Below are 26,439 nucleotides of genomic sequence, written 5' to 3' on the forward strand. Positions count from 1 at the left end.
AGTTTGTCTGAATCGGCAGCGGCGAGAAAAAAGAGTTTGACACGCGGTTGTAACGCTGTAGAATTCGCCTCCCGCTGACGAGCAACGCAGAGTTGATCGAAGCGCAAGTGATTGAAGTTGATAAGGAAACTTGAAAAACTTCAGAAAATAATCGCTTGACAGTTACAGAGGACGCTGTAGAATGCGCGCCTCGGTTGAGACGAAAGGCTCAACCCACCGCTCTTTAACAACTGAATCAAGCAATTCGTGTGGGTGCTTGTGGTGTCAGACTGAAGTCAACAGATTATCAGCAACCCAAGTTACTCCGCGAGAAATCAAAGATGTAACCAACGATTGCTGAGCCAAGTTTAGGGTTTTCTCAAAACCCAGTTAGATGTTTGAACTGAAGAGTTTGATCATGGCTCAGATTGAACGCTGGCGGCAGGCCTAACACATGCAAGTCGAGCGGTAGAGAGAAGCTTGCTTCTCTTGAGAGCGGCGGACGGGTGAGTAATGCCTAGGAATCTGCCTGGTAGTGGGGGATAACGCTCGGAAACGGACGCTAATACCGCATACGTCCTACGGGAGAAAGCAGGGGACCTTCGGGCCTTGCGCTATCAGATGAGCCTAGGTCGGATTAGCTAGTTGGTGAGGTAATGGCTCACCAAGGCGACGATCCGTAACTGGTCTGAGAGGATGATCAGTCACACTGGAACTGAGACACGGTCCAGACTCCTACGGGAGGCAGCAGTGGGGAATATTGGACAATGGGCGAAAGCCTGATCCAGCCATGCCGCGTGTGTGAAGAAGGTCTTCGGATTGTAAAGCACTTTAAGTTGGGAGGAAGGGCAGTAACCTAATACGTTATTGTTTTGACGTTACCGACAGAATAAGCACCGGCTAACTCTGTGCCAGCAGCCGCGGTAATACAGAGGGTGCAAGCGTTAATCGGAATTACTGGGCGTAAAGCGCGCGTAGGTGGTTTGTTAAGTTGAATGTGAAATCCCCGGGCTCAACCTGGGAACTGCATCCAAAACTGGCAAGCTAGAGTAGGGCAGAGGGTGGTGGAATTTCCTGTGTAGCGGTGAAATGCGTAGATATAGGAAGGAACACCAGTGGCGAAGGCGACCACCTGGGCTCATACTGACACTGAGGTGCGAAAGCGTGGGGAGCAAACAGGATTAGATACCCTGGTAGTCCACGCCGTAAACGATGTCAACTAGCCGTTGGAATCCTTGAGATTTTAGTGGCGCAGCTAACGCATTAAGTTGACCGCCTGGGGAGTACGGCCGCAAGGTTAAAACTCAAATGAATTGACGGGGGCCCGCACAAGCGGTGGAGCATGTGGTTTAATTCGAAGCAACGCGAAGAACCTTACCAGGCCTTGACATCCAATGAATCCTTTAGAGATAGAGGAGTGCCTTCGGGAGCATTGAGACAGGTGCTGCATGGCTGTCGTCAGCTCGTGTCGTGAGATGTTGGGTTAAGTCCCGTAACGAGCGCAACCCTTGTCCTTAGTTACCAGCACGTTAAGGTGGGCACTCTAAGGAGACTGCCGGTGACAAACCGGAGGAAGGTGGGGATGACGTCAAGTCATCATGGCCCTTACGGCCTGGGCTACACACGTGCTACAATGGTCGGTACAGAGGGTTGCCAAGCCGCGAGGTGGAGCTAATCTCACAAAACCGATCGTAGTCCGGATCGCAGTCTGCAACTCGACTGCGTGAAGTCGGAATCGCTAGTAATCGCGAATCAGAATGTCGCGGTGAATACGTTCCCGGGCCTTGTACACACCGCCCGTCACACCATGGGAGTGGGTTGCACCAGAAGTAGCTAGTCTAACCTTCGGGGGGACGGTTACCACGGTGTGATTCATGACTGGGGTGAAGTCGTAACAAGGTAGCCGTAGGGGAACCTGCGGCTGGATCACCTCCTTAATCGACGACTCAGCTGCACCATAAGCACCCACACGAATTGCTTGATTCATTGAAGAAGACGATTAGAAGCAGCTTTTGCTTTGCACACCCTATATTGGGTCTGTAGCTCAGTTGGTTAGAGCGCACCCCTGATAAGGGTGAGGTCGGCAGTTCGAATCTGCCCAGACCCACCAGTTACCTGGTGAAATTGGTCAGAGCGCGTACGACACCCGGTTACGGGGCCATAGCTCAGCTGGGAGAGCGCCTGCCTTGCACGCAGGAGGTCAGCGGTTCGATCCCGCTTGGCTCCACCATTTACTGCTTCTGTAAAGCTTAGAAATGAGCATTTCCTTCGGATGAAGGCTAAATGTTGATTTCTAGTCTTTGATTAGATCGTTCTTTAAAAATTTGGGTATGTGATAGAAAGAAATAGACTGTTGACCACTTTCACTGGTGGTGAACAGGCTAAGGTAAAGTTTGTGAGAACAAACTTTCGGCGAATGTCGTCTTCACAGTATAACCAGATTGCTTGGGGTTATATGGTCAAGTGAAGAAGCGCATACGGTGGATGCCTTGGCAGTCAGAGGCGATGAAAGACGTGGTAGCCTGCGAAAAGCTTCGGGGAGTCGGCAAACAGACTGTGATCCGGAGATGTCTGAATGGGGGAACCCAGCTGTCATAAGACAGTTACCTTACACTGAATACATAGGTGTATGGAGCGAACCAGGGGAACTGAAACATCTAAGTACCCTGAGGAAAAGAAATCAACCGAGATTCCCTTAGTAGTGGCGAGCGAACGGGGACCAGCCCTTAAGTTGGATTGAGAGTAGCGGAACGCTCTGGAAAGTGCGGCCATAGTGGGTGATAGCCCTGTACGCGAAAGTCTCTTTGCAATGAAATCGAGTAGGACGGGGCACGAGAAACCTTGTCTGAATATGGGGGGACCATCCTCCAAGGCTAAATACTACTGACTGACCGATAGTGAACCAGTACCGTGAGGGAAAGGCGAAAAGAACCGCGGAGAGCGGAGTGAAATAGATCCTGAAACCGTATGCGTACAAGCAGTGGGAGCCCACTTTGTTGGGTGACTGCGTACCTTTTGTATAATGGGTCAGCGACTTATTTTCAGTGGCAAGCTTAACCGAATAGGGGAGGCGTAGCGAAAGCGAGTCTTAATAGGGCGTCTAGTCGCTGGGAATAGACCCGAAACCGGGCGATCTATCCATGGGCAGGTTGAAGGTTAGGTAACACTGACTGGAGGACCGAACCGACTACCGTTGAAAAGTTAGCGGATGACCTGTGGATCGGAGTGAAAGGCTAATCAAGCTCGGAGATAGCTGGTTCTCCTCGAAAGCTATTTAGGTAGCGCCTCATGTATCACTGTAGGGGGTAGAGCACTGTTTCGGCTAGGGGGTCATCCCGACTTACCAAACCGATGCAAACTCCGAATACCTACAAGTGCCGAGCATGGGAGACACACGGCGGGTGCTAACGTCCGTCGTGAAAAGGGAAACAACCCAGACCGTCAGCTAAGGTCCCAAAGTCATGGTTAAGTGGGAAACGATGTGGGAAGGCTTAGACAGCTAGGAGGTTGGCTTAGAAGCAGCCACCCTTTAAAGAAAGCGTAATAGCTCACTAGTCGAGTCGGCCTGCGCGGAAGATGTAACGGGGCTCAAACCATGCACCGAAGCTACGGGTATCACCTTTGGTGATGCGGTAGAGGAGCGTTCTGTAAGCCTGTGAAGGTGAGTTGAGAAGCTTGCTGGAGGTATCAGAAGTGCGAATGCTGACATGAGTAACGACAATGGGTGTGAAAAACACCCACGCCGAAAGACCAAGGTTTCCTGCGCAACGTTAATCGACGCAGGGTTAGTCGGTCCCTAAGGCGAGGCTGAAAAGCGTAGTCGATGGAAAACAGGTTAATATTCCTGTACTTCTGGTTATTGCGATGGAGGGACGGAGAAGGCTAGGCCAGCCTGGCGTTGGTTGTCCAGGTTTAAGGTGGTAGGCTGAGATCTTAGGTAAATCCGGGGTCTCAAGGCCGAGAGCTGATGACGAGTGTTCCTTTGGAACACGAAGTGGTTGATGCCATGCTTCCAAGAAAAGCTTCTAAGCTTCAGGTAACCAGGAACCGTACCCCAAACCGACACAGGTGGTTGGGTAGAGAATACCAAGGCGCTTGAGAGAACTCGGGTGAAGGAACTAGGCAAAATGGCACCGTAACTTCGGGAGAAGGTGCGCCGGTGAGGGTGAAGCATTTACTGCGTAAGCCCACGCCGGTCGAAGATACCAGGCCGCTGCGACTGTTTATTAAAAACACAGCACTCTGCAAACACGAAAGTGGACGTATAGGGTGTGACGCCTGCCCGGTGCCGGAAGGTTAATTGATGGGGTTAGCGCAAGCGAAGCTCTTGATCGAAGCCCCGGTAAACGGCGGCCGTAACTATAACGGTCCTAAGGTAGCGAAATTCCTTGTCGGGTAAGTTCCGACCTGCACGAATGGCGTAACGATGGCGGCGCTGTCTCCACCCGAGACTCAGTGAAATTGAAATCGCTGTGAAGATGCAGTGTATCCGCGGCTAGACGGAAAGACCCCGTGAACCTTTACTATAGCTTTGCACTGGACTTTGAATTTGCTTGTGTAGGATAGGTGGGAGGCTTTGAAGCGTGGACGCCAGTCTGCGTGGAGCCAACCTTGAAATACCACCCTGGCAACTTTGAGGTTCTAACTCAGGTCCGTTATCCGGATCGAGGACAGTGTATGGTGGGTAGTTTGACTGGGGCGGTCTCCTCCTAAAGAGTAACGGAGGAGTACGAAGGTGCGCTCAGACCGGTCGGAAATCGGTCGTAGAGTATAAAGGCAAAAGCGCGCTTGACTGCGAGACAGACACGTCGAGCAGGTACGAAAGTAGGTCTTAGTGATCCGGTGGTTCTGTATGGAAGGGCCATCGCTCAACGGATAAAAGGTACTCCGGGGATAACAGGCTGATACCGCCCAAGAGTTCATATCGACGGCGGTGTTTGGCACCTCGATGTCGGCTCATCACATCCTGGGGCTGAAGCCGGTCCCAAGGGTATGGCTGTTCGCCATTTAAAGTGGTACGCGAGCTGGGTTTAGAACGTCGTGAGACAGTTCGGTCCCTATCTGCCGTGGACGTTTGAGATTTGAGAGGGGCTGCTCCTAGTACGAGAGGACCGGAGTGGACGAACCTCTGGTGTTCCGGTTGTCACGCCAGTGGCATTGCCGGGTAGCTATGTTCGGAAAAGATAACCGCTGAAAGCATCTAAGCGGGAAACTTGCCTCAAGATGAGATCTCACTGGAACCTTGAGTTCCCTGAAGGGCCGTCGAAGACTACGACGTTGATAGGTTGGGTGTGTAAGCGCTGTGAGGCGTTGAGCTAACCAATACTAATTGCCCGTGAGGCTTGACCATATAACACCCAAGCAATCTGCGACTCGATTGAGCACAGATTGCGGTGGCTGTGAAGACGACACGAACCGAAAGTTTGCGTCACAAACAACACCTTTATCACATACCCATTTTGCTGAAGCGCGCCATCCGGCACGCTTCGGTACCCGAATTTCTTGACGACCATAGAGCATTGGAACCACCTGATCCCATCCCGAACTCAGCAGTGAAACGATGCATCGCCGATGGTAGTGTGGGGTTTCCCCATGTGAGAGTAGGTCATCGTCAAGATTAAATTCCAGAACCCCTCATCGCTTACGCGGTGAGGGGTTTTGTCTTTTGGCGCTGAAAATATCTCTGACGCCTCTATATTCAGGGCAAAAAAAACCACCTGTTCAAGGTGGTTTTGATATCACTCTCCGCGGTACTCACACCCGCTCGTGCAGGTTTCGTGAATACGAACCGCCGAGAGTTCAGGTAGAAGAGGTTTCAGTTCATTCCAGATCCATTTCGCCAGATTCTCGCTGGTCGGATTCTCAAGGCCTGGGATGTCGTTGAGGTAGTTGTGATCGAGGCGCTCGTACAAAGGCTTGAAGATCGCCTTGATTTCAGAGAAGTCCCGTATCCATCCCGTGTGCGGATCTACCTTGCCTGCCAGGTGAATGCCCACGCGAAAGGAATGCCCATGCAAGCGTCCACACTTGTGGCCTTCCGGTACGTGTGGGAGGCGGTGGGCTGACTCAAATGTAAACTCTTTAAAGATTTCCAAAATGTATTAGCTCTAGGAAAATGGCGATCGCTTATGCGACAAATGCAGTACGCGAGTTTAACAGCAATGGTTTGAAACTCCATGATCGTGGAGAGGGAAGGGCGGTTTGAACGCCTCAAGGTGATGGCTCCTAGCCATAGTTGTTCAGTTTGAATTAAGTTCCCGGCGTTATGATGGTTGCCATAAAAGCATCGGCCGCCATGGAGCCTTCCAATAATGAAAATGCCGATCACACTCTTGACTGCCTTAGCGCTTTCAATGACTGCCTGTATGATCCACGCACGCAACATTGATCCCGACGAGGTCTTGCGACTGAGCAGTGCGGGGACGCTTCAGCCTTACGAACACCTTGATGCCCAGGCACTGTCCACGCATCCAGGCGCCAGGATCATCGACACAGAGCTTAAGAACCAGTACGGCAGGTATGTTTACAAAGTCGAGCTGCTGGACGCTAAAAACGTTGAGTGGGACGTCGAAATAGATGCCGTCACAGGTTACGTCTTCCGGAATCATCAGGATAATTAATGAATGTCGACAAGCCTCTCTGCGCAATCCTTGGTCTGAGCCTGGTTTGTTCCTTTGCGTATGCCAGAGATCTGAATCAGGATGAAGCCCTGAGGCTGAGACAGCAGGGCGTCATCTTGCCTCTTGAGCAGTTCATCGAGCATGCATTGGGTCTTCACCCGGGCTCCAAGCTGCTCGAGGCCGAGCTTGAAGAAAAGCATGATGTATACGTGTACGAATTCGAATTGCTGACCCCGCAGGGCGTTGTTCGTGAGCTGAAGTTCGATGCTCGCGATAGCCGACTGCTGAAAGACGAGGAAGATTGATGCGGCTGTTACTGGTTGAAGACCACGTGCCTCTGGCGGATGAGCTCATCGCCGCACTCGGGCGGCAAGGCTACGCGGTTGACTGGTTGGCTGATGGGCGTGATGCGGTCTATCAGGGGGCCAGCGAGCCTTATGATCTCATCGTTCTTGATCTGGGTTTGCCCGGCATGCCCGGCCTTGAGGTACTTGAGCAATGGCGAAGCGGTGGACTTGCCATTCCGGTGCTCATACTCACTGCTCGCGGCTCCTGGTCCGAGCGCATCGAAGGGCTTAAAGCCGGCGCAGATGACTACCTGACCAAGCCCTTCCATCCTGAAGAACTTCAGTTGCGCATTCAGGCACTGTTGCGCCGCTCTCACGGGCTGGCCAACCAGCCCACGCTGGAAGCGGCAGGCCTGAAGCTGGACGAGGGGCGGCAATCCGTATCGCTTGGTGGTGCTGATATCCAGCTCACGTCGGCCGAGTTTCGTTTGCTGCGCTACTTCATGCTGCATCCCGAGCAGATCCTCTCCAAAAGCCATCTTTCCGAGCACTTGTACGATGGTGAAAACGAGCGTGATTCCAATGTGATCGAGGTGCACGTCAACCACCTGCGTCGCAAACTGGGACGAGGCGTGATCGAAACGCGACGTGGGCAGGGTTATGTATATGGTGGGGCAGGCGGTTGAAGTCCATACAGCGGCGGTTGAGCCTGGGCCTGATTGCCGTCATGGTCGTCGTGGGACTGGTCATGGCGCAGACCAGCCTCTGGCTCTTCGAACTGGGCCTGCAGCGCTATCTGGAATCGGGTCTGCGTAACGAAAGCGAGAACCTGCTCGTCGCGCTGGTTCGCGGACCGGCGGGTCTGCAACTGGATGATCATCGTCTTTCAGGTGCCTATCAGCGTCCACTGTCCGGACACTACTTCCGTATGGATCTGCCGCAAGGCCACTGGCGGTCTCGTTCGCTGTGGGATTTCGAATTGCCCGAGTCGGGCCCTGTCGGTTTGCATGCCAACTTTGAACTGGGCCAGACAGGTCAGTCGTTGCTGATGCTGACCGCGGAATACCGAAAGTTCGGCAAGAAGATCTCGATCACCGTGGCTCAGGATTACACACCGGTCAAAGCCAGTTTCCGCCGAATGCAGCAGATCGGTCTGGGTCTGGGGCTTGCCGCATTGATACTGGTTCTGGTGCTGCAGCGTGTAACTGTCTTCAGAGCGTTAAGGCCGCTGGAAACCGTTCGTGAACAGATTTCGCAACTTCAGCAAGGTCAGCGCTCACAGCTGGACGAACATGTGCCGCTGGAGCTTGAGCCGCTGGTTGCCCAGATCAACCATCTGCTCGCCCACACCGAAGATAGCCTCAAACGCTCGCGCAATGCGCTGGGTAACCTGGGGCATGCGCTCAAGACCCCTTTGGCGGTGCTGCTCAGTCTTGCGTTGAGTAATCAACTCGACCACAACCCGGCGCTGCGCAAGACTCTTCAGGAACAGCTTGAAAACATTCGACTGCGTCTGGAACGCGAGCTCAACCGCGCCCGGCTTTCCGGTGACGCGCTGCCTGGCGCGCGCTTTGATTGCGACGCCGAGTTGCCCGGACTTTTCTCCACGCTAGGCATGATCCACGGCGGTCATCTGGATCTGGTCAACAAGGTGCAAGGCGGCATGTACTTGCCCTGGGACCGGGAAGACATTCTCGAGTTGCTGGGCAATCTGCTGGATAACGCCTGCAAGTGGGCAGACAGCGAGGTGCAACTGGACATCCTGCGTCAGGATCAGGGCTTTCGCTTATTGATTGACGACGATGGTCCCGGTATTCCGGAGTCTCGACGCGCAGAGGTGTTCAGCCGGGGCGCACGTCTGGATGAGCAGATTACCGGACACGGTCTCGGTCTGGGTATTGTTCGTGACATCGTGGAAGCCTGGGGTGGCCAGCTGCAGTTGCTCGATAGCCCACTGCATGGACTGCGGGTACAGATTGATCTTCCCGAGCGAACCGCCCCCTGAAGCGTCTTCAGCTCAGCCTGACAGAAAATCAGGACAGGTCTTAATGTTCAGACACTGCCGCCGATAACAGAGGGGTATACCTGACTTTATAAAAATAACCATAAGGCCAATCCTATGCGTCTTAGTCTGAAAGCCAAGGTGCTGTCACTGGCGATACTGCCGGTTCTGATGTTCGGGCTGGTGATCAGTGCGACCACCGTGTTCATGTTGCACCAGCAGGCTGACCGAGAAGTCAGCGACACGCGAGAGCGCCTGCTCTCCGAGGCCAAGAGCACCCTGCAAAACTACGTCGCTATTGCAATGACTGCCATCAAACCCCTTTACGAGGCGTCCGCTCCCGGTGACGAAACCGCGAGGGCTACGGCTATCAAGCTGCTCTCCGCAGTCTCTTACGGCAAGGATGGCTATCTCTTCGGTTACGACTCCCAGGTCATCCGTATTTTCAGAAGTACCAATCCCGACGGTCTGGGCAAGAGCTTCAATGACGTGCGCGATCCGAATGGGGTCTACCTCAATCGCGAACTGGTTGCCGTCGGCAAGGCGGGGACCCATTACGTGATGTATTCCTCGGCGCTGCCCGGCAAGACCGAACCAGTGCCCAAGATCGGTTACACCGAGTACCTGCCCAAATGGGATCTGGTGGTAGGCTCTGCGGTCAATCTGGACGGCATCGATGCTCAGGTTGCCGTCGTCAGGCAGAACGTTGAAGCACGCTTGCAGGAGATGCTCTACAGCATCCTCGGCATTACGTTGCTGGTCCTGGTGGTCATCAGTGTCGCCGGCATGCTGCTGACCGGCACGTTGTTGCGTCCGTTGCGCCTGATGAAGGACAACCTTGATGACATCGCCGCAGGTGAAGGTGACCTGACACGTCGTCTGGCGGTGACCAGCAATGATGAGCTGGGTGAGCTTGCTACGTCTTTCAACCGTTTCGTGGACAAGATCCATGGGATGGTTCGGCAGGTCACTGAAATGACCGGGCAGTTGAATGGGCTGGTGAGTGAAGTGTCGTCGCAGGCGCAGCGTTCAGAAAGCGCAATGGAGCGTCAGCGCCACGAGACCGATCAAGTGGCCACCGCCATCAACGAGATGTCAGCCGCCGCACAAGAGGTCGCCAAGAGCGCGCAGGGTGCTTCGGTGGCCGCTCAGCAGACCGATGAGCAGGGGCGCACCGCCAAGCGTGTCGTCGATGGCAGCATCCGGCAGATTCATGCACTGGTGGACGACATCCGCAAGAGCGGTACATCGCTGGACAGCCTGCAGCAGGACGTTTCCTCGATTGTCAGTGTGCTCGGTGTGATTCGCTCGATTGCCGAGCAGACCAACCTGCTGGCCCTCAATGCCGCCATCGAAGCTGCAAGGGCAGGGGAAGCCGGTCGTGGCTTTGCCGTAGTCGCAGACGAGGTGCGAGCGCTTGCCAGCCGTACTCAGCAGAGCACGCAGGAAATCCAGGGGATGATCGACCGTCTGCAGCTCGGTACACAAGAAGCCGTCTCGGCCATGCGCCGCTCCAGCGAAGCGGGTGACGGGACGTCGACCCAGGCTAACGAGGCCGGGCTATCGCTGGGCACCATCGGCGAGCTGATTGCGACCATCAATTCGATGAACGCTCAAATCGCCAGCGCGGCTGAAGAGCAGACGGCCGTGGCGGAAGAAATCAATCGCAGTGTCCACCAGATCGCCGGAGCGGTCGAAAGCGTGGCGGACGAAACCCGGCAAAGTGCGCAGACGTCGCGCAGTCTTGCTGAACTGGGTTCACGTCTGGGTGGACTGGTTGGCCAATTTCGGGTTTGACCCGGCCGTCATCGTTTCCCATGGCACTCGTACGTTTGTCCGCTGACTAACAGCTAGACCGCGCGCAATGCGCGGTCTACTGACATGGACTGGACATGAACGAAACCGTACAGCAATACAAGACACTACTTCTGCTACTGGTGGGGGTGACCATCGCCTTCGTCTGGATTCTGCTGCCGTTCTACGGCGCGGTATTCTGGGCCGTTATCCTCGGCATCATCTTTGCGCCGCTTCAGCGCAGGCTGTTGCTTCGATTTGGCTGGTCACGCAACCTGACATCCCTGTGCACGCTGATGATCTGTCTGGTCATCGCGATTCTGCCGGTGATCATCATCAGTGCGTTGCTGGTTCAGGAAGGCACCACGCTCTATAAAAACGTCGAGACCGGGCAACTGGATATCGCGGGCTATCTGGCTGAGTTCAAGACCCTGTTGCCGCACTCGCTGCAGGCGTTGCTTGACCGGCTTGGCATGGGCGACCTTGAGGGACTGCGTGACAAGATCGCCAAAGGCGCTATGCAGGGCAGCCAGTATCTGGCGACTCAGGCCTTCAGTTTCGGGCAGGGAACCTTCGATTTCGTGGTGAGTTTTTTCATCATGCTCTACCTGCTCTACTTCTTTCTGCGCGACGGCCACGAACTGGTTCGCAAGATGCGCAACGCGGTTCCGCTGGCCGAGCAGCAGAAGCGTCGTCTGCAGCTCAAATTCACCCGTGTCGTGCGTGCAACGGTCAAAGGCAACGTGGTCGTGGCGGTGACGCAGGGCGCGCTGGGCGGGTTCATCTTCTGGGCGCTGGATATCCCGAGCGCTTTGCTCTGGGCCGTCATCATGGCCTTTTTGTCTTTGCTGCCAGCGGTGGGGGCGGGGATCGTCTGGGCGCCTGTTGCGTTGTACTTCCTGCTCAGTGGCATGATCTGGCAGGGCGTTGTACTGGGTCTTTTCGGCGTGTTTGTCATTGGCCTGGTAGACAACGTGCTGCGTCCGATTCTGGTCGGCAAGGACACCAAGATGCCGGACTATCTGATTCTGATCTCTACGCTGGGCGGGATGTCGGTATTCGGTCTGAATGGCTTTGTGATCGGTCCATTGATTGCAGCGCTGTTCATCTCCACCTGGGGCCTGTTCAGCGGTGCGAAGAAACCGGTTCGATTGCCGGGCTAGGTTTATTGAAGGCGAAAAAAACCCTGCTCGATAGCAGGGTTTTTTATGTTCAGGCAATCAGCCCGGCATGTGAATGCCTGCGTTGACCACCAGATCCAGCAACGGTTGCGGATAGACACCCAGCACGAAGGTCAGGATCGCCACGGCCAGCAGCATGACGCCACCGGTGCGCTGCGCCCAGTTGAAGGCTGCGTCGTGACGCGGCAGCTTGGCATCGACCAGGTACATCGTGACCATGACGCGCAGGTAGTAGAACAGGCCGATGGCGCTGCCCAGTACCAGTGCACCAACCAGCCACCACAGCTGGGACTCGACACCCGTCGCGATCATGTAGAACTTGCCGATGAAGCCAGCCGTCAGTGGAATACCCGCCAGCGACAGCAGCATCAGGGTCATGACAGCAGTCAGGTACGGACGACGCCAGAACAGACCACGGTATTCGAACATCGCATCGGCATCACGACCGCTGTAAGGCGACGACATCATGGTGATCACACCGAAGCTGCCCAGGGAGGTCAGCACATAGGTCGCCAGATAAACACCGATGGCTTCGACCGCCATGCCTTTGCTGGCAACCAAGGCGATCATCAGGTAACCGAAGTGCGCGATGGAGGAGTAACCCAGCAGACGTTTGAGGTTGGTCTGAGTCAGTGCCAGCAGGTTACCGACCAGAATCGAAGCCACTGCGATGACTGCCAGCACGTCCTGCAGCACGCCACTGCTCGCGGCCGGCGAGATCTGGAACAGGCGCACCAGTACGGCGAACACCGCGACCTTGCTGGCGGTGGCCAGGAACGCAGCAACCGGAGCCGGAGCACCTTCGTAGACGTCTGGCGTCCAGAGGTGGAAGGGCACGAGCGACAGCTTGAATGCCAGGCCGACCAGCATCATCGCCAGACCCAGGCTGGCAATCGGGCTCGGCATGCCGGTCGCAGCGATGGCCTTGCCGATACCTTCAAAGCTCAGCGAGCCTGCTTCTGCGTACAGCAACGCCATACCGAACAGCAGGAAGGCCGAACCCGCAGCCGACAGCACCATGTACTTGATGCCGCCTTCCAGCGAGCGCTTGTTGAAGAAGGCATAGGCCACCAGACCGTAGACCGGCACCGACAACAGCTCCAGACCGATGAACAGGCCAGCCAGATGCTGAGCGCTCACCAGAACCAGACCGCCAGCGGCTGCCAGCAGGATCAGCAGGTAGAGTTCTTCGCGGTTGCCCGGATACCCGACCTTGGCGTCGCCCAGATAGGCGTGTGCCATGGTGACGCAGGCCAGGGTAGAGGCGAGGATGATCGCCATGTACAGGCAGGCGAAGTTGTCGATCTGCAGCAGCGGTGTGACCGCCAGCGGGGCGACTTTCAGGGCCGGGTAAATGGAAAGCAGGGCCAGGTTCAGACCCGCTACCGAAAGCAGAAAGGTTTGCGAGTGATTGCGGCGCCACGCGATTGCCAGCATCACCACAACGATGGTGAGACTGGTAATCAGCAGCGGCGCAAGCGCAATAAAGTGTTGAATCGTCAGGTCCATAGCGCTCTTACCGGGCCGAAGCGAGTTGAGTGAAGGCAGTGCCTAGCCATTGCTGCACGCCGTGCATGGTCGCTGCCGAGGTGTCGAGGATCGGCTGCGGGAAGACCCCGAGCACGATCAGCAACACGGCAAGGCCCAGCACCATGATCATTTCCCGTCCATCCATGCCCTTGAGAATCTCGTCCGATTTGGACGGGCCGAAATAGGCGCGGTGGATCATGATCAGCGAGTAGACAGAACCGAATACCAGACCGGAGGTGGCAATGGCCGTGACCCATGGCGAGCTGACAAAACTGCCCAGCAGGATCAGGAACTCACCGACGAAGTTACCGGTGCCCGGCAGACCCAGGGAGGCGGCTGCAAAGAACAGGCTGATGGCCGGCAGGTAGGCGATGCGCGACCAGAGGCCACCCATCTCGCGCATGTCACGCGTGTGCAGGCGCTCGTACAACTGACCACTGAGGATAAACAGTGCAGCGGCCGACAGACCATGCGCCAGCATCTGTACGACGACGCCTTGCAGAGCCTGCTGGCTACCGGAGTAGATGCCGATCAGTACGAAACCCATGTGCGAGACGCTGGAAAACGCGATCAGACGCTTGATGTCGGTCTGTGCAAAAGCCAGGAAGGCACCGTAGAAGATGCCGACCAGACCGAGCGTCATTGCGATCGGCGCGAACTCTGCCGAGGCATTCGGGAACAGAGGCAGCGCGAAACGCAGCAGGCCGTAGGCAGCGGTCTTCAGCAGGATGCCCGCCAGATCGACGGAACCCGCTGTCGGCGCCTGGGCGTGTGCATCCGGCAGCCAGGAATGGAACGGCACGACCGGCAGCTTCACCGCGAAAGCGATGAAGAAGCCCAGCATCAGAATGTACTCGGTACCCGGTGCCAGTTTGGTTTTCAGCAGGTCGGCGTAGGCGAAGGTGATCACGCCGGTCTGATTGAAGTGCACCAGCACCAGACCCAGAATCGCCACCAGCATGATCAGACCGCTGGCCTGAGTGAAGATGAAGAACTTGGTCGCAGCGTAAATACGGGTCTTCTTGCCGTCTGCCGAGCTGTGACCCCAGAGCGCGATGAGGAAGTACATCGGCACCAGCATCATTTCCCAGAAGAAGAAGAACATGAACAGGTCGATGGCGAGGAACACGCCAACCACACCGCCCAGGATCCACATCAGGTTCAGGTGGAAGAAGCCCACCTTGCGCTGAATCTCTTTCCAGGAGCAGAGCACCGACAGCACGCCAAGCAGGCCGGTCAGCAGAATCATCAGCAACGACAGGCCATCAAGCGCCAAGTGTACGTCGATGCCGAAACGGGTGATCCACGGCTGGTGGAATTCCAGGGTCCAGGTCGGATCCGCACCGGGCACAGGCGCGTAGCCGAAGTTGCCGGTGGCCCAGAGCCAGAGGCCCAGGGCCAGTTCGAGGGTCATGGTCAGCAGCGCGATCCAGCGCGGCAGGGTAGGGCCGAAGCGCTCACCCAGCCAGCACAGCAGGCCGCCGATAAAGGGGATCAGGATTAGCCAAGGCAGAATCATGACGGGCTCAATTCCTTTCGCAAATTCGCAAGGTTCATGTCAGACCGCAACCAGAATGACGGCACCGAGTACCAGAACGGCACCCACGGCAATCGAGGCAGCATACCAACGCAGCTGGCCGGTCTCGGTACGGCTCATGGTGTCATGACCGCCTTTGACCAGACGTGGGATCAAGCCGATGGTGCGGTCGAACGGATCGCTACGCAGCAGATGACTGATCGCCAGATAAGGTTTGACGAAGAGCTTGTCGTAGATCCAGTCGAAGCCCCAAGCGGCGAACCACCAGGCTGACAGGAAACGGCCCGGGCCGCTGTTGGCAATGGCCGTCACCAGACGACGCTTGCCGAGGAACAGCAGTGCCGCCAGCAGGATGCCCGCCAGTGCGATGGCACCCGAGGCAATTTCCAGGCTGTGCTTGGCTTCGCCACCGGCATGACCGACGCTTTGCGGCAGTACACCGGCCAGCGGGGGCGTGATGAGCGCGCCGATGAAGGTCGACAGCACGATCAGCACCGACAGTGGCAGCCAGTGAGCGATGCCGTGACCCGCGTGTGCTTCGGTCTTGGCTTCACCATGGAACGCGATGAAGATCAGGCGGAAGGTGTACAGCGAGGTCATGAACGCACCGACCAGACCGGCGTACAACAGACCGTTGTTACCGCTGGCGAACGCTTCCCAGAGGATTTCGTCCTTGGAGTAGAAACCAGCGGTCAGCAGCGGCAGGGCAGACAGAGCGGCACCACCGACGATGAAGCTGGCGTAGGCCAGTGGCAGTTTCTTCCACAGGCCGCCCATCTTGAAGATGTTTTGCTCGTGGTGGCAGGCAACGATCACGGCACCCGATGCGAGGAACAGCAGCGCCTTGAAGAACGCGTGCGTCATCAGGTGGAAGATCGCGCCTTCCCATGCGCCGACGCCCAGCGCCAGGAACATGTAGCCGATCTGGCTCATGGTCGAGTAGGCGAGGATACGTTTGATGTCGGTCTGCACCAGCGCTGCGAAACCCGCCAGTACCAGTGTGACGCCACCGACGATGCCCACCAGATGCAGAATGTCCGGAGCCAGAGCAAAGAGGCCGTGGGTACGGGCGATCAGGTAGACACCGGCCGTTACCATGGTTGCGGCGTGGATCAGTGCCGAAACCGGGGTAGGACCGGCCATCGCGTCCGCCAGCCAGGTCTGCAGTGGCAGCTGTGCGGACTTACCGACAGCACCACCGAGCAGCATCAGCGTCGCCAGTACGATCCAGAAGTCGCCGACCTTGAAGTGCTCCGGCGCCCTTACCAGCAGCTCCTGAACGTTCAGCGTACCCAGTTGCTGGAACAGGATGAACAGGCCGATGGCCATGAACACGTCGCCGATGCGGGTCACGATGAACGCCTTGAGGGCTGCGTTGCCGTTGTTGCGGTTGCTGTAATAGAAACCGATCAACAGGTAGCTGCACAGGCCTACGCCTTCCCAACCGAAGTAGATGAACAGCAGGTTGTCGCCCAGGATCAGGAACAACATGCTGGCAATGAACAGGTTGGTGTAGGAGAAGAAGCGCGAGTAGCCCGCTTCACCGCGCATGTACCAGGACGCGAACAGGTGGATCAGAAAGCCTACGCCAACCACTACACCCAGCATCGTGACGGACAGGCCGTCCAGATACAGCGCGAAGTTGGGCTGGAAGCCATCCACATCCATCCAGCGCCACAGCACCTGGGTGTAGTGACCACCTTCCGGCGGCGCGACGTTGAACTGCCAGATGACCCAGACCGCAACGATGGCCGAGAGCCCGATGGAGCCCACGCCGATCAGCGCTGCCAGGTTTTCCGAAATGCGACCGCGTGAAAACGACAGCAGCAGGAAACCGATGAGGGGAAATACAAAAGTCAGAAAGAGAAGATTCATCCGCGCATCTCACTGGCAGCGTCGATATCGAGCGTGTGGAAGCGGCGATACAGTTGCATCAGGATCGCCAGGCCAATACTGGCCTCGGCGGCTGCAAGGCTGATCACCAGGATGAACATGACCTGTCCATCCGGCTGCGCCCAGCGGCTGCCGGCAACGACGAACGCCAGAGCGGAGGCGTTCATCATGATCTCGAGGCTCATCAACACGAAGAGAATGTTGCGTCGCACCATCAGGCCGACCAGGCCGAGGCAGAACAGGACACCGGCAACCGCCAGGCCGTGTTCCAGAGGGATAGCATTCATTGGCTTGGCTCCTTCGCCTCGTTGCGGCCCAGGTGGAATGCCGTGACTGCAGCTGCAAGCAGCAGCATCGAGGCAAGTTCCACGACGAGCAGATAAGGCCCGAACAGGCTGATACCGACCGCCTTGGCGTCGACCGTGGTGTGACCGATGGCAGCGCCGGTCTGGTTGGCGAACAGCACATACAGCAGCTCCGCCAGCAACAGCACGCCGAGGATGACGGGGCCGAGCCAGATACCCGGTTTCAGCCAGGTACGTTCCTGCTCGACCGAGGCCGGGCCAAGGTTGAGCATCATGACCACGAACACGAACAGCACCATGATCGCGCCAGCGTAGGCGATGACTTCCAGAACACCGGCGAACGGTGCGCCAAGACTGAAGAACGTCATGGCGACGGCGATCAGCGAAATGATCAGGTAGAGCAGGGCGTGCACCGGATTCGTGTTCGTGATCACCCGCAGGGTGGACACGACAGCGATACCGGATGCGAAATAGAAAGCGAATTCCATCTTTACTTCCTTAAGGCAGCAAGCTCTTGACGTTGATCGGCTCGGCTTCATTCTGCGCGGAGCCTTTAGGCTTGCCAGCGACGGCCATACCTGCAACGCGGTAGAAGTTGTAGTCGGGGTTCTTGCCGGGGCCGGAGATCAGCAGATCTTCCTTCTCGTACACCAGATCCTGACGTTTGAAGTCGGCCATCTCGAAGTCCGGCGTAAGCTGGATTGCGGTGGTCGGGCAGGCTTCTTCACACAGACCGCAGAAAATGCAGCGTGAGAAGTTGATGCGGAAGAAGTCCGGATACCAGCGGCCATCCTCTTTCTCCGCCTTCTGCAACGAAATGCAGCCCACCGGGCAGGCCACGGCGCACAGGTTACAGGCCACGCAGCGCTCTTCACCATCGGGGTCGCGCGTCAGGACGATCCGGCCACGGTAGCGGGGCGGCAGGTAAACCTGCTCCTCGGGGTATTGCAGGGTGTCGCGTTTGCGGAAGCCGTGACCGAACACCATCACCAGGCTGCGCAGTTGGGTACCAGTACCCTTAACGATGTCGCCAATATATTTGAACATGGGTCAAATCCTCACTGAACCGAGCCTGCCGGTGTGTTCAACAACACAATCGCAGCAGTCACCAGCAAATTGATCAGGGTCAGCGGCAGACAGAATTTCCAGCTGAAGTCCATGACCTGGTCATAACGTGGGCGCGGAATGGAAGCGCGCAACAGAATGAACAGCATGATGAAGAACGCGGTTTTCAAGGCGAACCAGAAGAAGGCCAGCGATGGCAGGATATCGAACGGGCCGTGCCAGCCGCCGAAGAACAGGGTCACCAGCAACGCCGAGATCAGAATGATGCCGATGTATTCGCCAACGAAGAACATGCCCCATTTCATGCCGGCATATTCGATGTGGTAACCGTCGGCCAGTTCCTGCTCGGCTTCCGGCTGGTCGAATGGGTGACGGTGAGTCACTGCCACGCCTGCGATGAAAAACGTACAGAAGCCGAAGAACTGCGGAATGATGAACCACAGGTTCTGCGCCTGATATTCGACGATGTCGCGCATGTTGAACGAGCCGACCTGTACCACGATGCCCATCAGCGCCAGGCCCATGAACACTTCATAGGACACGGTCTGCGCCGAGGCACGCAAGCTGCCCAGCAGGGCGAACTTGTTATTGCTCGACCAGCCAGCGAACAGCACTGCATAGACCGAGAGACCGGCCATGGCGAAGAAGAACAGCAGGCCGATGTTCAGATCCGCCACGCCCCAGGTGGGGGTGATCGGGATCACGGCGAACGCGATCAGCAGGGCGCTCATGGCCACGACCGGTGCCAGGGTGAAGATCACCTTGTCGGCAAACGGTGGCGTCCAGTCTTCCTTGAAGAACATTTTCAGCATGTCGGCAGCGATCTGGAACATGCCGAACGGGCCGACGCGGTTCGGACCGTAACGGTCCTGCCACCAGCCCAGCAGGCGACGTTCCACGAAACTGAGCAACGCACCGCAGACAACGACGGCCAGCAACACCACGATGGCCTTGACGACCGCGATGATTGCGTCAATCACTTCAGGGGTGAACCAGGTCATTGCGCTGCCTCCTGCAGACCGTCAACGGATTTGCCGAACACTGCCGGAGGAATGCCCGGCAGACCTGCCGGCAGTGCAACCAGGCCGGCGCCGAGTTCTTCGTTGATGCGCAGCGGCAACTTCAGAGTCTGACCCGCGACATTGAGCGAGATCAGCGCACCTTCGTTGACGCCCAGACGATCCGCTTCCGACTTGGCCAGTGCCACGTAGGCCTGTGGAATGCGCTCTTGAACCGGTGCGGCCAGGGACGAGGTTTCGTCGCTGCCGAACAGGTGGAAGAACGGCACAACCTGCCAGGTGCCACGCTCTGGTGCAAAAGCACGAGGAACGCTGGCGAACCAGGACAGACCATCGCCCTTGCTTTCGATCAGGCGTGTGCCCGGGTCGCCAGCACGCAGATGACCGCCGACTTCGTCCTGGAACTTGTTCCAGGCCTGTGGCGAGTTCCAGCCCGGAGACCAGGCGAACGGCACTTGCTGGCGCGGCTCGGCAGAACCCGAATAACCTTCCATGGAGAAGGCAAACGCGGTGTCCTTGTCTTGCGAAGTACGCGGTTCATGAACGCTGATGTTGGCGCGCATGGACGTACGACCGCTGTAACGCAGGGGCTCGCGAGCCAGTTTCAGGCCTTTGATGCGGAACGAAGCTGACGGTGCGGCATTGACGATACCGGCCAGTTGCGGAGAGCTGCTGGCGCAGGCTTCGGTGACATGGTCGAGTTGTGTCCAGTCCACCGGCTTGTTGAGCAGGGTCGCACGCAGTGCATGCAGCCAGCGCCAGCCCTCATGGATCATGATGCTGGCATCCAGGTAGGTTGGATCGAACACCTGGAAGAAGCGCTGGGCGCGGCCTTCCTGGCTGACCAGCGTCCCGTCGCCTTCGGCGAAGCTGGCAGCGGGCAGAACCAGATGGGCACGATCGGAAGTCGGCGTTTTCTGATGATCGGCAACGATCACCACTTTCGCGGCGCTCAGTGCAGCGTCAACCAGCGAGGCATCGACGCGGCGATAAAGGTCGTTTTCCAGCACCACGATCGCATCGGCCTTGCCGGAGATAACGGCTTGCAGCGCAGCGTCAACCGACTCACCGCCGAACATGGCCAGACCCATGCTGTTGGCTTCCGGCACGATCAGGCTGATGGAGCCTTGCTTGTCGCGCAGCTTCAAGGCCTTGGCGATGTTCGCGGCGGCTTCGATCAGTGCGGTCGAACCCAGCGAGCTGCCGGAAATGATCAGTGGACGCTTGGCAGCGAGCAGGGCGTCGGCAATGCGTTGTGCCAGTTCCAGTGCTTCGCTGTCCAGGCCTTCGACGGCCGGCGCGCTGGCATCCAGTGCGTGGGCAACAGCGAAACCGATACGGGCAAGATCATCCGGCGCAGCATGCACACACTCTTCGGCCACATCGTCCAGACGGGTTTCAGCCAGGCTGGCGATAAACAGCGGGTTCAGCTCGTGCTGACCAATGTTCTTCACGGCAGCGTCGAGCCATGGCTGGACTTTCATGGCGGCAGCCATGTCTTCGGCCTTGCCCTTGACGGCCTGACGCAGACCCAGTGCCATACGGGCAGCGGTCTGGGTCAGGTCTTCGCCCAGGACGAAGATGGCGTCGTGATCTTCGATGTCCCGTAGGGTAGGAACCGGCAGCGGGCTGTCGTTCAGCACCTTGAGGATCAGACGGATACGCTCCAGCTCACCGGCCTCGATGCCGCTGTAGTAGTGCTCGGCACCCACCAGTTCGCGCAGGGCATGGTTGCTTTCCAGGCTGGCGCGTGGCGAGCCGATGCCCACGATGTTGCGCCCGCGCAGCAGATCGGCTGCCTTGTCCAGTGCTTCGTCCAGGCTCAGTTTGACCTGACCGTTGGCGAGCAGTGGCTGGCGAGGACGATCCTTGCGGTTGACGTAGCCATAGCCGAAGCGGCCACGGTCGCACAGGAAATACTGGTTCACGGAGCCGTTGTAGCGGTTCTCGATGCGGCGCAGTTCGCCATAACGCTCGCCCGGGCTGATGTTGCAACCGCTGGAGCAGCCATGGCAGATGCTTGGCGAGAACTGCATGTCCCACTTGCGGTTGTAGCGCTCGGAGTGGGTCTTGTCGGTGAAAACACCGGTCGGGCAGACCTCGGTGAGGTTGCCGGAGAATTCACTTTCCAGCGTGCCGTCTTCAACGCGACCGAAGTAGACGTTGTCATGCGCGCCGTAAACCCCCAGATCCGTGCCGCCCGCGTAGTCCTTGTAGAAACGGACGCAGCGATAGCAGGCGATGCAGCGGTTCATCTCGTGCGCGATGAACGGCCCCAGCTCCTGATTCTGGTGGGTGCGTTTGGTGAAGCGATAACGGCGCTCGTTGTGGCCCGTCATCACCGTCATGTCTTGCAGGTGGCAGTGACCGCCTTCTTCGCAGACCGGGCAGTCGTGCGGATGGTTGGTCATCAGCCATTCGACGACACTGGCGCGGAACGCCTTGGATTCATCGTCTTCGATGGAAATCCAGGTGTTGTCGGTGGCTGGCGTCATGCAGGACATCACGATACGACCACGCGTGTCGTTCTCGTCGGTGTACTGCTTGACCGCACATTGGCGACAGGCGCCAACGCTGCCCAGGGCAGGGTGCCAGCAGAAATAGGGAATATCGAGGCCCAGCGACAGGCAAGCCTGTAACAGGTTGTCTGCGCCATCGACTTCGAGGGCTTTGCCGTCTACGTGGATAGTAGCCATGGTTCAAAGATCTTCGTTGGCCCGTTGTCAGCAGGCGTGGCTAATGGAATCTCGGTAGTACCTGCAGCGTTCAGCCCGTCAGGGCGTCAGCAGGTACGAGGACGGCGGCCTTGAAAAGTCCGCCGTCCGGTGTGTCTTGTTATGCGCCGACCATGGTCGGACTTTTGCCGGGTGTCAGCGTGTCAGGTCGTGCGGGTGCGATACCGGCTTCGAACTCGGAACGGAAGTATTTGATCGCACTGCCCAGCGGTTCGACGGCTCCTGGTGCGTGTGCACAGAAGGTCTTGCCAGGGCCGAGGAAATTGACCAGACCCAGCAGGGTTTCGATATCGCCCGGCTGGCCCTGACCGTTCTCGATCGCACGCAGCATCTTCACGCTCCATGGCAGACCGTCGCGGCATGGCGTACAGAACCCGCAGGATTCCTGAGCGAAAAACTCTTCCATGTTGCGCAGCAGCGAAACCATGTTCACCGAGTCATCGACTGCCATGGCCAGACCGGTACCCATCCGCGTACCAACCTTGGCAATGCCACCGGCGTACATCTGGGCATCCAGATGTTCAGGCAGCAGGAAACCGGTACCGGCGCCGCCTGGCTGCCAGCACTTGAGCTTGAAGCCGTCGCGCATGCCACCGGCATAGTCTTCGAACAGCTCGCGGGCCTGTACGCCGAATGGCAGCTCCCACAGGCCAGGGTTCTTGACCTTGCCGGAGAAGCCCATCAGCTTGGTGCCATGGTCTTCGCTGCCTTCGCGGGCTAGCGATTTGTACCAGTCGTTACCGTTGTTGACGATGGCCGGCACGTTGCACAGGGTTTCAACGTTGTTCACGCAGGTCGGCTTGCCCCAGACACCCACGGCAGCGGGGAAGGGCGGCTTGGAACGCGGGTTGGCGCGACGGCCTTCCAGGGAGTTGATCAGTGCAGTTTCTTCACCACAGATGTAGCGACCGGCGCCGGTGTGCACGAACAGTTCGAAATCAAAGCCCGTGCCCAGAATGTTCTTGCCCAGCAGACCCGCTGCCTTGGCTTCGGCCACGGCGCGGTTCAGGTGCTTGGCTGCGGTGACGTATTCGCCACGCAGGAAGATGTAACCGCGATAGGCTTTCAAGGCCTTGGCGCTGATCAACATCCCCTCGACCAGCAGATGGGGCAGTTGCTCCATCAGCATGCGGTCCTTCCAGGTGTTGGGCTCCATTTCGTCCGCGTTGCACAGCAGGTAGCGGATGTTCATGGATTCGTCTTTGGGCATCAGGCCCCACTTCACGCCGGTGGGGAAGCCTGCGCCGCCGCGACCCTTGAGGCCGGAGTCCTTGACGGACTGGACGATTTCGTCGGCTGACTGCTGCAGCAGCGCCTTGCGCGCTGCCGCGTAGCCATCCTTGGTCTGGTACTCGTCAAGCCATACGGGTTCGCCGTCATCGCGCAGACGCCAGGTCAACGGGTGAGTTTCTGCGGTGCGCGCAATGCGGTTCGCAGGGCCGAAGGACGTGATGGTCATAGGTAACCCTCCAGCATCTTGGCAACGCCAGCAGGCTGTACGTCACCGAAAGTATCGTCATCGACCATCACGGCCGGGGCCTTGTCGCAGTTGCCCAGGCAGCAGACGGGCAGCAGGGTGAAACGGCCGTCTTCGGTGGTTTGACCCAGGCCGATACCGAGCGAAGTCTTGATCTCGTCGACCACTGACTCGTGGCCGCCGATGAAGCACACCATGCTGTTGCAGACACGAATGATGTGGCGTCCGACCGGCTGACGGAAAATCTGGCTGTAGAAAGTGGCCACGCCTTCGACGTCGCTGGCAGGAATGCCCAGCAGATCGCCAATGGCGTAGATCGCACCGTCCGGCACCCAGCCACGTTCCTTCTGAACGATCTTCAGGGCTTCGATGGACGCCGCGCGCGGGTCCTCGTAGTGATGCATTTCGTGCTCGATGGCCGAGCGCTCTGTTTCGCTCAGCGCGAAACGGTCTGTCTGGATAAGCGGGCTGTTCATGCTTAGCGGTCCACGTCGGCCATAACGAAATCGATACTACCCAGGTACGCGATCAAGTCCGCGACCATGCTGCCTTTGATCACCGAAGGGATCTGCTGCAGGTGCGGGAAGCTTGGGGTGCGGATCCGGGTACGGTAGCTCATGGTGCCGCCGTCGCTCGTCAGGTAATAACTGTTGATACCCTTGGTCGCTTCGATCATCTGGAAGGATTCGTTGGCCGGCATGACCGGGCCCCACGAAACCTGCAGGAAGTGCGTGATCAGGGTTTCGATGTGCTGCAGGGTGCGCTCTTTGGGCGGCGGCGTGGTCAGCGGGTGATCCGCCTTGTACGGGCCGGCCGGCATGTTGCGCATGCACTGGTCGATGATCTTGATGCTCTGGCGCATTTCTTCCACGCGCACCATGCAACGGTCGTAGGCATCACCATGGACTGCCAGCGGGACTTCGAACTCGAAGTTCTCGTAGCCCGAATAAGGACGAGCCTTGCGCAGGTCGAAGTCCAGGCCGGTGGCACGCAGGCTTGGGCCGGTAACGCCCCAGTCCAGCGCTTCTTTGGTGTTGTAGGCAGCGACGCCAACGGTACGGCCCTTGAGGATGCTGTTCTGCAATGCCGCCTTGGTGTATTCGTCGAGGCGCTTTGGCAGCCAGTCCACGAAGTCCTTGACCAGCTTTTCCCAGCCGCGTGGCAGGTCGTGTGCAACACCGCCGATGCGATACCAGGCCGGGTGCAGACGGAAACCGGTAATGGCTTCGATCACCGTGTATGCCTTCTGACGGTCGGTGAAGGTGAAGAACACCGGGGTCATCGCGCCCACGTCCTGGATATAGGTACCCAGGAACAGCAAGTGGCTGGTGATACGGAAGAACTCGGCCATCATGATACGAATCACGTTGACGCGATCAGGCACGGTGATGCCGGCCAGTTTCTCGACCGAAAGCACGTACGGCAGGTTGTTCATCACCCCGCCGAGGTAATCGATGCGGTCGGTGTAAGGGATGTAGCTGTGCCAGGACTGGCGTTCGCCCATCTTCTCGGCACCACGGTGGTGATAGCCGATGTCCGGGACGCAGTCGACGATTTCTTCGCCGTCCAGCTGCAGGATGATACGGAACGCACCGTGGGCCGACGGGTGGTTCGGGCCCAGGTTGAGGAACATGTAGTCCTCGTTCTTGCCGGAACGCTTCATGCCCCAGGCTTCCGGATTGAAGCGCGCTGCTTCTTCTTCCAGTTGCTGTTTGGCCAGCGTCAGGCTGTAGGGATCGAATTCGGTCGCACGCGCGGGGAAGTCCTTGCGCAGCGGATGGCCTTCCCAGGTCGGCGGCATCATGATGCGGGTCAGGTGCGGGTGGCCCGGGAAATCGATCCCGAACATGTCCCACACTTCACGCTCGTACCAGTTGGCGTTTGGCCAGATACCGGTGACGGTCGGCACGCTCAGGTCGCCTTCCGACAGCGCTACCTTGAGCATGACGTCGCTGTTACGTTCTATCGACATCAGGTGATAGAACACAGTGAAGTCGGCGCCCGGCAGTCCGCGGCGGTGAGTGCGCAGGCGCTCGTCCACGCCATGCAGGTCGTAGAGCATGGAATAGGGCTTGGACACCTGACGCAGGAACGTCAGGATTTCCACCAGTCGGGCGCGCTCGACCCACAGCACAGGCATGCCGGTGCGAGTCGTCTGGGCCGTGAAGGCCTCGGTGCCAAAACGGTTGTTCAGTTCAACGACGACGTCTTGGTCGTCAGCCTTGTAAGGCGGGATGTACAGAGCGTTGTCTGCAGTCATAGGTCTCAATCACTTCGGTCAACGTACAGAATCAACCCCGGTTCCTGTCTTTTTTATAAGAAGAACGGGCTGGATCAGACTTCGTCGGGGCTGCGCAGGTTGGTGACCTGAATACGCTGTTCGCGGCGCTGTTCCTTTTGCGACGGCATGTCGGCGCGATAGACGCCTTGATCACCGACGACCCAGGAAAGTGGGCGACGCTCCTGGCCGATGGATTCCTGCAACAGCATCAGGCCTTGCAGGAATGCCTCGGGGCGGGGCGGGCAGCCGGGCACGTAGACATCCACGGGGAGGAACTTGTCCACACCTTGAACCACGGAATAGATGTCGTACATGCCACCGGAGTTGGCACAGGCGCCCATGGAAATGACCCACTTCGGTTCAAGCATCTGTTCGTACAGACGCTGAATGATGGGTGCCATCTTCAGGAAAGGCGTACCGGCGATTACCATGAAATCCGCCTGACGTGGCGAAGCCCGGATAACCTCGGCGCCAAAGCGCGCGATGTCGTGAGGAGCCGTGAAGGCGGTGGTCATTTCCACATAGCAGCACGACAGGCCGAAGTTGTAAGGCCACAGGGAGTTTTTCCGCCCCCAGTTGACCGCACCGTTCAGCACGTCTTCAAGCTTGCCCATGAAAATGTTTTTGTGGACTTGATCTTCTAACGGATCGGAAACGGTTTCCCGCTTGCCGATGGGGTACTGCTCGTTAGGAGCGTCCGGGTCGATCCTTGTAAGATTGTATTGCATCGCCAA

At 57.8% G+C, this 26,439-nt stretch carries 19 protein-coding genes, 2 tRNA genes, 3 rRNA genes and 1 pseudogene; 12 read left to right on the top strand and 13 right to left on the bottom strand.

What is annotated here, in order from left to right:
- The first annotated feature begins 379 nt into the window (after positions 1 to 379).
- The 5 genes from AC0IXS_RS25240 to rrf all read left to right on the top strand — a co-directional run bounded on the left by AC0IXS_RS25240 (position 380) and on the right by rrf (position 5,596).
- Positions 380 to 1,916: ribosomal RNA gene (locus AC0IXS_RS25240) — 16S ribosomal RNA — on the top strand.
- A gap of 96 nt (positions 1,917 to 2,012) precedes the next feature.
- Positions 2,013 to 2,089, top strand: a tRNA-Ile gene (locus AC0IXS_RS25245).
- Positions 2,090 to 2,133: 44 nt separating this feature from the next.
- A tRNA-Ala gene (locus AC0IXS_RS25250) sits at positions 2,134 to 2,209 on the top strand.
- Positions 2,210 to 2,436: 227 nt separating this feature from the next.
- Positions 2,437 to 5,329: ribosomal RNA gene (locus AC0IXS_RS25255) — 23S ribosomal RNA — on the top strand.
- A 151-nt stretch (positions 5,330 to 5,480) separates the two neighbouring features.
- Positions 5,481 to 5,596, top strand: a 5S ribosomal RNA gene (gene rrf, locus AC0IXS_RS25260).
- Together the 16S, 23S and 5S rRNA genes with 2 tRNA genes alongside form the textbook arrangement of a ribosomal RNA operon.
- 121 nt (positions 5,597 to 5,717) lie before the next feature.
- Here the strand turns inward: rrf and queD are convergent.
- Positions 5,718 to 6,074 carry a 6-carboxytetrahydropterin synthase QueD gene (gene queD / locus AC0IXS_RS25265; RefSeq protein WP_004884620.1) on the bottom strand — a complete coding sequence of 119 codons (357 nt, stop codon included), beginning with the start codon at positions 6,072 to 6,074 and terminating at the stop codon, positions 5,718 to 5,720.
- 216 nt (positions 6,075 to 6,290) lie between these two features.
- On the opposite strand from queD, the gene AC0IXS_RS25270 reads away from it, so the two are divergent.
- The 7 genes and pseudogenes from AC0IXS_RS25270 to AC0IXS_RS25300 all read left to right on the top strand — a co-directional run bounded on the left by AC0IXS_RS25270 (position 6,291) and on the right by AC0IXS_RS25300 (position 11,845).
- A complete protein-coding gene (locus tag AC0IXS_RS25270) occupies positions 6,291 to 6,599 on the top strand; it encodes a PepSY domain-containing protein (protein ID WP_057411192.1) in 309 nt (102 codons plus the stop codon).
- Positions 6,599 to 6,904: a PepSY domain-containing protein gene (locus AC0IXS_RS25275; protein ID WP_004884624.1), complete on the top strand. Its 306-nt coding sequence runs from the start codon at positions 6,599 to 6,601 to the stop codon at positions 6,902 to 6,904. The genes AC0IXS_RS25270 and AC0IXS_RS25275 overlap by 1 nt, the downstream gene beginning before the upstream one ends.
- On the top strand, positions 6,904 to 7,572 hold the full coding sequence (locus tag AC0IXS_RS25280) for a response regulator transcription factor (RefSeq protein WP_057411193.1): 669 nt from the start codon (positions 6,904 to 6,906) through the stop codon (positions 7,570 to 7,572). Before AC0IXS_RS25275 ends, AC0IXS_RS25280 begins: the two co-directional genes overlap by 1 nt.
- Positions 7,569 to 8,891 (top strand): sensor histidine kinase, encoded by a 1,323-nt coding sequence (locus AC0IXS_RS25285; RefSeq protein ID WP_025993057.1) that lies wholly within the window; start codon positions 7,569 to 7,571, stop codon positions 8,889 to 8,891. Before AC0IXS_RS25280 ends, AC0IXS_RS25285 begins: the two co-directional genes overlap by 4 nt.
- A 204-nt stretch (positions 8,892 to 9,095) precedes the next feature.
- A pseudogene (locus AC0IXS_RS25290) lies at positions 9,096 to 9,827 on the top strand (cache domain-containing protein); the annotation flags it as partial.
- 102 nt (positions 9,828 to 9,929) lie between these two features.
- A complete protein-coding gene (locus AC0IXS_RS25295) occupies positions 9,930 to 10,685 on the top strand; it encodes a methyl-accepting chemotaxis protein (RefSeq protein ID WP_424481793.1) in 756 nt (251 codons plus the stop codon).
- A gap of 95 nt (positions 10,686 to 10,780) precedes the next feature.
- Positions 10,781 to 11,845 carry an AI-2E family transporter gene (locus tag AC0IXS_RS25300; protein WP_122411401.1) on the top strand — a complete coding sequence of 355 codons (1,065 nt, stop codon included), beginning with the start codon at positions 10,781 to 10,783 and terminating at the stop codon, positions 11,843 to 11,845.
- 57 nt (positions 11,846 to 11,902) lie between these two features.
- On the opposite strand, the gene nuoN is transcribed toward AC0IXS_RS25300, so the two are convergent.
- From nuoN to AC0IXS_RS25360, 12 genes are all read right to left on the bottom strand, one after another.
- Positions 11,903 to 13,372 (bottom strand): NADH-quinone oxidoreductase subunit NuoN, encoded by a 1,470-nt coding sequence (gene nuoN, locus AC0IXS_RS25305; protein WP_004884637.1) that lies wholly within the window; start codon positions 13,370 to 13,372, stop codon positions 11,903 to 11,905.
- Positions 13,373 to 13,379: 7 nt separating this feature from the next.
- Positions 13,380 to 14,912, bottom strand: coding sequence for an NADH-quinone oxidoreductase subunit M (gene nuoM / locus AC0IXS_RS25310; RefSeq protein ID WP_004884638.1), 1,533 nt, complete (start codon positions 14,910 to 14,912; stop codon positions 13,380 to 13,382).
- Positions 14,913 to 14,951: 39 nt separating this feature from the next.
- Positions 14,952 to 16,805 carry an NADH-quinone oxidoreductase subunit L gene (gene nuoL, locus AC0IXS_RS25315; RefSeq protein ID WP_471825997.1) on the bottom strand — a complete coding sequence of 618 codons (1,854 nt, stop codon included), beginning with the start codon at positions 16,803 to 16,805 and terminating at the stop codon, positions 14,952 to 14,954.
- Complete coding sequence (gene nuoK / locus AC0IXS_RS25320; protein WP_002554020.1) at positions 16,802 to 17,110, bottom strand: NADH-quinone oxidoreductase subunit NuoK; 309 nt, start codon at positions 17,108 to 17,110, stop codon at positions 16,802 to 16,804. Before nuoK ends, nuoL begins: the two co-directional genes overlap by 4 nt.
- Entirely contained in the window at positions 17,107 to 17,616 is a 510-nt protein-coding gene (gene nuoJ / locus AC0IXS_RS25325) for an NADH-quinone oxidoreductase subunit J (protein ID WP_004884640.1), read from the bottom strand. Before nuoJ ends, nuoK begins: the two co-directional genes overlap by 4 nt.
- A 10-nt stretch (positions 17,617 to 17,626) precedes the next feature.
- Positions 17,627 to 18,175: an NADH-quinone oxidoreductase subunit NuoI gene (nuoI, locus tag AC0IXS_RS25330; RefSeq protein WP_004884641.1), complete on the bottom strand. Its 549-nt coding sequence runs from the start codon at positions 18,173 to 18,175 to the stop codon at positions 17,627 to 17,629.
- 11 nt (positions 18,176 to 18,186) lie between these two features.
- Positions 18,187 to 19,194, bottom strand: a complete 1,008-nt coding sequence (gene nuoH, locus AC0IXS_RS25335; RefSeq protein WP_004884642.1) for an NADH-quinone oxidoreductase subunit NuoH — start codon at positions 19,192 to 19,194, stop codon at positions 18,187 to 18,189.
- The gene (gene nuoG, locus AC0IXS_RS25340; protein WP_004884643.1) at positions 19,191 to 21,908 is read right to left on the bottom strand and encodes an NADH-quinone oxidoreductase subunit NuoG; all 2,718 of its coding nucleotides are present in this window, start codon (positions 21,906 to 21,908) and stop codon (positions 19,191 to 19,193) included. Before nuoG ends, nuoH begins: the two co-directional genes overlap by 4 nt.
- Before the next feature lie 139 nt (positions 21,909 to 22,047).
- Positions 22,048 to 23,406 (bottom strand): NADH-quinone oxidoreductase subunit NuoF, encoded by a 1,359-nt coding sequence (nuoF, locus tag AC0IXS_RS25345; RefSeq protein WP_004884644.1) that lies wholly within the window; start codon positions 23,404 to 23,406, stop codon positions 22,048 to 22,050.
- The gene (gene nuoE, locus AC0IXS_RS25350; protein ID WP_004884646.1) at positions 23,403 to 23,900 is read right to left on the bottom strand and encodes an NADH-quinone oxidoreductase subunit NuoE; all 498 of its coding nucleotides are present in this window, start codon (positions 23,898 to 23,900) and stop codon (positions 23,403 to 23,405) included. Before nuoE ends, nuoF begins: the two co-directional genes overlap by 4 nt.
- Positions 23,901 to 23,902: 2 nt before the next feature.
- Positions 23,903 to 25,684, bottom strand: coding sequence for an NADH-quinone oxidoreductase subunit C/D (gene nuoC, locus AC0IXS_RS25355; RefSeq protein WP_057411199.1), 1,782 nt, complete (start codon positions 25,682 to 25,684; stop codon positions 23,903 to 23,905).
- 74 nt (positions 25,685 to 25,758) lie between these two features.
- Complete coding sequence (locus AC0IXS_RS25360) at positions 25,759 to 26,433, bottom strand: NuoB/complex I 20 kDa subunit family protein (protein ID WP_004884656.1); 675 nt, start codon at positions 26,431 to 26,433, stop codon at positions 25,759 to 25,761.
- Positions 26,434 to 26,439 lie beyond the last annotated feature (6 nt).

This window comes from Pseudomonas sp. AC016 (assembly GCF_979253365.1).